Raw genomic sequence first — 7730 nt, forward strand, 5'->3', positions numbered from 1 at the left:
AGTCCTCTCGACCGCTAGCTCGATGGCCAGCGTGCGGGGCGGCGTAGTCAGGGCTTCCAGCCCTGACTGTTCCAGCCCCGACACCGTCAGGCCAGGATGGCCTGACTACGCACTTTCACGGTAAAGCCTCGACCGCCGGTTTGGCTTGAGCCCGAGTCCTTCAGCCATCAAAATCAACACGCCTGCCGCCCCGTCCGTCGCAAACGCCGCCCCCGGCCGACCACTGGAGCCGATCCCATGCCGCTGACCGACGCCGACCTTCAGGCCCTCTGGCTCACCATCCGCCTGGCCGCCACCGTCACCCTCATCCTCTTCGTCATCGGCACCCCCGTCGCCTGGTGGCTGGCGCGCACCCGCTCCGGCTGGAAGGGTGCGATCGGCGCCGCGGTGGCGCTGCCCCTGGTGCTGCCGCCTTCGGTGATCGGCTTCTATCTGCTGGTCACCATGGGGCCGAACGGTCCCGTCGGCCAGTTGACGCAGGCACTGGGGCTCGGTCTCCTGCCCTTCACCTTCTGGGGGCTCGTGGTCGCCTCGCTCTTCTATTCCATGCCCTTCATGGTCCAGCCACTGCAGAACGCCTTCGAGTCCATCGGGACGCGCCCGCTGGAGGTCGCCGCGACCCTGCGCGCCTCGCCCCTGGATGCCTTCTTCAGCGTCGCCCTGCCGCTCGCCGCACCCGGGTTCCTCACCGCCGGCATCCTGACCTTCGCCCACACGGTGGGTGAGTTCGGCGTGGTGCTGATGATCGGCGGCAACATCCCCGGGGTGACCCGGGTCGCCTCGGTGCAGATCTACGACCATGTCGAGGCCATGGAGTACGGGGACGCCCACCGCCTGGCGGCGGTGATGCTGGTCTTCTCCTTCCTCGTGCTGCTGGCGGTCTATAGCTCCCAACCAAACCGGCTGAAGGGATAAACGATGGACCCAATCGAAGTACGCCTGCGCCTGACCTGGCCCGGCTTCAGCCTGGAACTGGACGAGCGCCTGCCCGGGTGCGGCGTGACCGCCCTGTTCGGACCCTCGGGCTGCGGCAAGACCACCCTGCTGCGCTGCATCGCCGGGCTGGAACGGGCACCCCAGGGGCGCCTCGTTTTCCAGGGCGAGGTCTGGCAGGACGAACGCGCCTGGGTGCCGACGCACCGCCGGCCCCTGGGTTATGTCTTCCAGGAGCCGAGCCTCTTCCCCCACCTCACGGTGCTCGGCAACCTGCGCTTCGGCCAGCGCCGCGGCCCGGCCCCGGGCGGGACGACGGCCCCGAGCGGTCTGGACCAGGCGGTGGAACTCTTGGGGATCAGCCCGCTGCTCGGGCGCCGCCCGGAGCGCCTGTCCGGCGGCGAGCGCCAGCGCGTCGGCATCGCCCGGGCGCTCGCGGTCAACCCGCGCATCCTGCTGATGGACGAGCCCCTGGCCGCCCTGGACCACCAGCGTAAACAGGAGATCCTGCCGTACCTGGAGCGGCTGCACGACCGCCTGTCCATCCCCGTCCTCTATGTCAGCCACGCCCCGGACGAGGTGGCGCGCCTGGCCGACCACCTGGTGGTGCTGGAGGCCGGCCGGGTGCTGGCGAGCGGACCGCTGCAAGAGACCCTGGCGCGGCTCGATCTGCCGATCCGCCTGGGGGAGGACGCCGGCGTGGTCCTGGAGGGTCGGGTCGCCGAGCGCGACGAACGCTGGCACCTGTTACGGGTCGACTGCGCCGGGGCCAGCCTCTGGGTCCGCGACACCGGGGTCGCCATCGGCCGCCAGGTACGGGTCCGCATCCTGGCCCGCGACGTGAGCGTTACCCTGACCCAGGCGCACGACAGCAGCATCGTCAACACCCTGCAGGCCCGGGTCGCCGCCTTGGGCGAAGACGGCCACCCCGCGCTCGCCCTGGTCCGGCTCCAGGCCGGGGCCGCCACCGTGCTCGCCCGGGTCACCCACCGCTCCGCCGACCTGCTGGGTTTGGCGCCGGGACTCGCGGTCTGGATTCAGATCAAGGCCGTGGCGTTGCTGTGAACGCCCGCCGCCCAGGGGCGGCGCCATGATGGGGTTACCGCAGAATTCGGAAACATCGCAGGCTCAGGGTCGACCGCTCCTGTGGCTCGCCAGAGAAGCCTCGATCAGGCTGAAGCCTTGGACTCCAGCAAGATGGCCGCTGGCCGGAACGACGATCGCGCCCGCCGCGCAGGTCCGGCCTGCTGCCGCTTGCCCGGCCTCCGCGGCCTGGCTAAGATTGGGTCCATATTCAGGCTCGTGTGGTTGAATTTACTATCTGTTTATCCGTTATCCGTCGTTGACCCCGGAGGATGGGCAGAGCGCAGCGATGCCCATCTTCCAGACCGCGACGCGGCCGGATGGCCACGCCCGACCGTCCCAGAGGCCGCCGCCGCGGCCTGGAGCAAGCGTCTCATGAACCCCTTGTTGCGCATCGATCCCGCCGACCCCTACCCCGAGAGTGACGGAGCGCCGATGGCGGAAAACACCCTGCAATTCGACTGGATCGTCAAGATCAAGGAGAACCTGGAGATCCTGTTCGCCGACCGCCCGGACGTCTTCGTCGCCGGTGACCTCTTCTGGTACCCGGTCCCGGACCGGCACGTCATCGGCCCCATGGCCCCGGACGCCATGGTCGCCTTCGGCCGGCCCAAAGGCCCGCGCCGGTCTTATCTCCAGTGGAAAGAGGGCAACATCGCCCCCCAGGTCGTCTTCGAGGTCCTGTCGCCGTCGAACAGCGCCAAGGACCTGCGCGACAAGCTGGAGTTCTACGACACCTACGGGGTGGAGGAATATTATCTCTACGACCCCGAGCGCAACCGCCTGAACCTGTGGCTGCGTCAGGGCGAGCGCCTGGCACCGATCGCGCATCTCAACGGCTGGACCAGCCCGCGCCTGGGTATCCGCTTCGCGCTACGCCCGCACACCCTGGAGATCTTCGACCCGGCGGGCAATCCCTTCCGCAGCCCGGTCGAACTGGCGCAACGGGCCCGGCAGGCCGAGGACCGCGCCGAGCAGGCGATCCGCGCGGCCGAGCAGGAGCGTATGCGCGCCGAGCAACTCGCGCAACGGTTGCGGGCGCTTGGGATCGACCCCGACGCTGTCCCGTGACCGGAGAGGAATCGCCTGAGCGCCTTCGGCACCCCGTCCGGCTGAAGCCTCGACCTCCGGTACGGGCCTGGTCCCAAGCGAAGGCCCGCAGCAGGTCGGCGCTGCCGGGCGCCCGGCGCGCTCGCCGAGCGCGGGTGCACCTTCGGCGGCGCTGAGTTCGTCATCGGCGGTATCCTCTTCTAGCTCCCACGCTCCAGCGTGGGAGCAAGTCCGGACGCTCCAGCGTCCCGTCTCATTGGGCAGCGACAAGGATGCGGATGACGGGCCGCTGGAGCGGCCGGACTGCATTCCCACGCTGGAGCGTGGGAACGAGAGAAATATGCCATCGGCTCCGGGCGCATGGACCTGGGTCTGCACTAAGGTGCGGTGACCCTGGGAATAGAACTCAAGGTCTGGCGCGACGGTGCGCCCGCGGTCAGCGCGGCGCGGGCAGCGTCGGCGGCGTGGGCTGGGGGCCGGCCGGTCCCGCGGGCGCGACGGGGGCCGGGGGCAGGCCCTCGGGGAGCGGCTCCAGGCGGAGTTGGGGGCTGCGCGGGCCGTCCGCGCGGGGCTGGCTGCCCAGGGTGCTTGCCAGGGATTGCAGGCGGCCGTCGAGCAAGACCTTCCAGTCCTTGTCCTGGGGCAGGAGCGAGACGACCTCGATGCGCTCGACGGCCTCGGGTCCACCGCCCAGGGTGAGCCTTATCAGCACATGCAGTTGCTCGCCCTCGCGCAGGACGCCGAGGGGGGTGAGGCCGCTGAAGCGGGGGGCGGCGTCCGGCTCGCGGGCGCTGATGAGGCGGGCGAAGCGGGTCAGGAAATCGGCCGGGTCGGCGGCGGCGGCGGCGGGGTAGCCGGCATCCCGTCCGAAGGTGGCGTTGAGCAGGGTGCGGGTTCCGCGCGCCTGTTCGTCTTTGAGACGCGGCATCACCAGGTCCTTGAAGCGCGCCAGCGCGGCCGGGTGCAGCCAGGCCGGGGCGGCGGCGAACCCCTTTTCCTTCAGCGCCGTAAGATAGCCGGTAGCGGCCGTGGTGGCGGCCGCCGCGGCGGCCGGGTCGACCACGGCCTGGGGGGGCGGGGGCGCGGGGGGCTCCTCCTTCGTCGCCGCGGGCTGGGCGGCGGCGCCCTCCTTGGGCTTGCCCTTGGTCGCGGCGGGGGCTTCCTCTTTGGACTCGGGCTTGCCCTTGGTCGCGGCCGGGGCTGCCTCTTTCGACTCGGACTTGCCCTTGGTCGCGGCCGGAGCGTCCTCTTTGGACTCGGGCTTGCCCTTGGTCGCGGCCGGGGCTTCCTCTTTAGGCTTGGCTTGGGACTTGGCCGTCGGCGTGCCCCGCTGCTGCGCTGCGGCGGCCCGCTCGGCTGCCGTGCCCGGGGCGTCCGGCGCGCCTTGGTCAGGGGCGGCGCCGGCCGGCAGCGGCGCGAGGATCAGGAGCCCCAGCAGGGGCAGGGTGTAACTTGTCATCGCGGGTGCTCCCAGTGGTCGTGCGGTGTGGTGGGTGGGTCCGGAACCGGCATGATGCTAATCCCGCCGACGACGCGGCACCAGATGCCGCGGGCGCGCGGACGGCTTAGGATAGCGCGACCAGGGCCGTCCATCGTCGGCCAACCACAAGCCGATCGCGCTACCAACATGAACCAGCCACTGATCCTCGCCTCGACCTCACCCTTTCGCCGCGCCCTGCTGGAGCGGCTGGGGCTGCCCTTCACGACCGCGGCCCCCGCGGTCGCGGAGGACCGTCGGCCCGACGAGCCGCCCCAGGTCATGGTGCTGCGCCTGGCCGAGGCCAAGGCGGTGGCGGTGGCGGCCGGACACCCGGAGGCGATCATCATCGGCTCGGATCAGGTCGCCTGTATCGATGACCAGGTACTCGGCAAGCCCGGCAACCGGGAGCGGGCCATCGCCCAACTGGAACTCGCCTCCGGGCGCACCCTGGTGTTCCAGACGGGCCTGTGCGTGCTCAACGCCATCACCGGGCGCACCCAGACACTGGTGGAGCCCTTCCGTGTCCACTTCCGACGCCTGACGCGGGCGCGCATCGAGGCCTATCTGGACCGCGAGCGGCCCTACGACTGCGCGGGCAGCTTCAAGTCGGAGGGGCTGGGGATCGTGCTCTTCGCCCGTCTGGAGGGGGAGGACCCCAGCGCACTCATCGGGTTGCCGCTGATCCGGCTGATCACGCTGCTGGAGACCGAGGGACTGGACCCGCTGGGCGGCGACTAGGGCATCGCGTTGTCGCCCGCGCCGTCATGCCGGTTCGCCACTTCACTGCCCTGCCCTGGAGGCTGGCCTCCCGGCCTTAATGATGGGCCGGGGCTATCCCGCAAGTGCCCGCGGGGCCTCTTTGCGGGCCTTTTCGAGGCATCTCAAAGGCGTCTCAAGGATTGCTTCCAAGGCGCTGATCGGCGAAGATTTCACATTAACTGCCACTGGCCGCCGGCCAGCCATGTCACACCCGGGGGGGAACAGCGAGCATGACTGAGGCTTTATCTATTTTCACTATTGGACGGGCACGCCACTGGCGCGTCGTGTCACTTCTGGTCGGGGTCCTGGCCCTGATCGCCCTGCTGTCCCTGGGGGGCTGCGGCGGCGGGGGCGACCAGCGGGAGGCCGCCTCGGACCAACGGCCGGTGGGCTCCTCGGCGGACTTCCCGGTGCCGCCGGAGATCGGGCCGAACGTGAACTTCTGGCGCAATGTCTACGGGGTCTGGGGCCGCAACAAGGTCGCCATCCACGACGACGAGCACATGGGCGTGATCTACGAGGTCGCGGAACTGCCCGGCGCGACCCAGGAAGGCTACAGCGAGATGCAGCGCGCCTTCGTCCGCGACCGTCTGGAGTATTACAAGGGTCAGGTGCGCGAACTGGAGCGCCGCCTGTCCGGCAACCAGACCCTGACGGCGCAGGACCGGGCACTGCTCGCCAAGTTCGAGCAGGACGGCGGCGCCCGCGGTGTCTATGGGGCCGCCGAGCGGGTGCGCAGCCAGCGCGGCCTGCGTGAGCGCTTCCGCCGCGGGCTGGAGATCAGCGGCCGCTACGACAAGGCCTTCCGCGAGTCCATGCGGCGCGCCGGGCTGCCGGAGGACCTGGCCTACCTGCCCCATGTGGAGTCGTCGTTCCAGACCAATGCGGTCTCCAGCGCCGGTGCCACCGGGGTCTGGCAGTTCATGCCGGCCACCGGGCGCGCCTTCATGCAGGTGAACGGCGCGGTGGACGATCGCATGGACCCCATCCTGTCCGCCGACGGGGCCGCACGCTATCTGTCCCAGGCGCACAACCGCCTGGGCAGTTGGCCGCTCGCGGTCACCAGCTACAACCACGGTCAGGGCGGCATGGCCAATGCGAAGGCGCAGTTCGGTCACGACTTCGGGAGGATCGTCAAGAATTATCAGGGCAAGGCGTTCAAGTTCGCCTCGCGCAACTATTACGCGGAGTTCATCGCCGCCCGCGAGGTGGCCAGCCATCCGGCACGCTATTTCCCGGAGGGCGTGCGCTACGAGACACCCTGGCCCCATGACCGCCTGGTCTTGGCCGGCGCCACGCCCGCCGATCAGGTGGCGAGCCGCTACGGGGTCTCCAGCGGGAGCCTCGCCAGTCTGAACGCGCACTGGCGCGGGGCGGCCCGCGACGGGCGGACCGCGTTACCCGCCGGCAGTACCGTGTGGCTGCCCGCCGGCAGTCTGACGCGGGGCGGCGGCCAGCCGTCCTACTCCGGCGGCGTCATGGCGGCGCGCGCTAGCGCCAAACCCATGGCCGAGCCGGTGGCCGCGGCGACCTCCATGGCCTTGCGGGCAACCGAGGCGGAGCCGGACTTCGCGGACCTGCCCGCCCGCGACCCAGCCTACGCCGCGCGTGTGCAGCCGGCCGGGCCGCCGATCGAACCAAGACTGGCCATGGTTGAACCCAAACCCGCCAGGGTCCAACCCAGGCCCGCACTGGAGGACGTGCCGGACGAGTGGCCGGAGCCCGTCAGGGCCGCCCGGGGGGAGTCGAGACCGACCGCCGCGCAGACCAGGGCCGCCAAGGCCAGGGCGCGGGCCGCGGCTGAGGCCGTCGTCGCCGAGGCCGAGGCGAAGTCCGCCAAGGCACCGGCACCGCGTGCCAGGGCCGAGCTGAAGACCGCCAAGACGGACACCAAGGGCGTCAAGGCCGAGCCGAAGGCCGGCAAGGCAGACGCCAAGACCGCCAAGGCCGCGGCGAAGGGTGGCAAGGCCGAGGCCAAGACCGCCAAGGCCGCGGCGAAGGGTGACAAGGCGGAGGCCAAGACGGCCAAGGCCGAGGCGAAGGGCGACAAGGCCGACGCCAAGACCGCTAAGGCCGAGACGAAGGGCGACAAGGCCGATGCCAAGACGGCCAAGGCCGGCGCCAAGGGCAGCAACGCCGAGGCCAAGACTGCTAAGGGCGGGAAGTCGGAGGCCGCGGCCAATGCCAAGTACCACGTGGTGAAATCCCAGGAGACCCTGTACCGGGTCGCCAGTGCCAGCGGGATCTCGGTGGCGGAACTGCGGCGGTTGAACAAGATGAGCCCCAACGAGAACAACGTGCGCCCGGGACAGAAGCTCAAGGTCGGGACCTGAGGCGCCGGGTACGCGATACGTACCCTACAGCTACCGGACGTTCTCACGGACCGGGCGTCGTTGTCGTTGTCGTTGTCGTAATCGTGGTCGGA

6 protein-coding genes are annotated in these 7730 nt (G+C 70.3%); 5 read left to right on the plus strand and 1 reads right to left on the minus strand.

Features of this window, described 5'->3' with window-relative positions; genetic code table 11:
* The first annotated feature begins 237 nt into the window (after positions 1–237).
* The 3 genes from modB (at position 238) to QZY48_RS24975 (ending at position 3087) form a co-directional block, all read left to right on the plus strand.
* Positions 238–915, plus strand: a complete 678-nt coding sequence (gene modB / locus QZY48_RS24965) for a molybdate ABC transporter permease subunit (protein WP_295436161.1) — start codon at positions 238–240, stop codon at positions 913–915.
* A gap of 3 nt (positions 916–918) precedes the next feature.
* Positions 919–1998, plus strand: a complete 1080-nt coding sequence (modC, locus tag QZY48_RS24970; protein ID WP_295436164.1) for a molybdenum ABC transporter ATP-binding protein — start codon at positions 919–921, stop codon at positions 1996–1998.
* Between the two features lie 393 nt (positions 1999–2391).
* Complete coding sequence (locus QZY48_RS24975; protein WP_295436166.1) at positions 2392–3087, plus strand: Uma2 family endonuclease; 696 nt, start codon at positions 2392–2394, stop codon at positions 3085–3087.
* Positions 3088–3502: 415 nt separating this feature from the next.
* Here QZY48_RS24975 and QZY48_RS24980 read toward each other — a convergent pair whose 3' ends face one another.
* A complete protein-coding gene (locus QZY48_RS24980; RefSeq protein WP_295436168.1) occupies positions 3503–4525 on the minus strand; it encodes a hypothetical protein in 1023 nt (340 codons plus the stop codon).
* Between the two features lie 168 nt (positions 4526–4693).
* Between QZY48_RS24980 and QZY48_RS24985 the strand changes: the two genes are divergently transcribed.
* Positions 4694–5284 carry a nucleoside triphosphate pyrophosphatase gene (locus QZY48_RS24985; protein WP_295436170.1) on the plus strand — a complete coding sequence of 197 codons (591 nt, stop codon included), beginning with the start codon at positions 4694–4696 and terminating at the stop codon, positions 5282–5284.
* A 305-nt stretch (positions 5285–5589) separates the two neighbouring features.
* Positions 5590–7638, plus strand: coding sequence for a transglycosylase SLT domain-containing protein (locus QZY48_RS24990; RefSeq protein WP_366929774.1), 2049 nt, complete (start codon positions 5590–5592; stop codon positions 7636–7638).
* Positions 7639–7730 lie beyond the last annotated feature (92 nt).

This window comes from uncultured Thiodictyon sp. (assembly GCF_903828115.1).
GTDB lineage: Bacteria > Pseudomonadota > Gammaproteobacteria > Chromatiales > Chromatiaceae > Thiodictyon.

Coding starts and splice junctions, on each gene's coding strand:
- modB (WP_295436161.1), top strand. CDS start 238: ATGCCGCTGACCGACGCCGACCTTCAGGCCCTCTGGCTCACCATCCGC.
- modC (WP_295436164.1), top strand. CDS start 919: ATGGACCCAATCGAAGTACGCCTGCGCCTGACCTGGCCCGGCTTCAGC.
- QZY48_RS24975 (WP_295436166.1), top strand. CDS start 2,392: ATGAACCCCTTGTTGCGCATCGATCCCGCCGACCCCTACCCCGAGAGT.
- QZY48_RS24980 (WP_295436168.1), bottom strand. CDS start 4,525: ATGACAAGTTACACCCTGCCCCTGCTGGGGCTCCTGATCCTCGCGCCG.
- QZY48_RS24985 (WP_295436170.1), top strand. CDS start 4,694: ATGAACCAGCCACTGATCCTCGCCTCGACCTCACCCTTTCGCCGCGCC.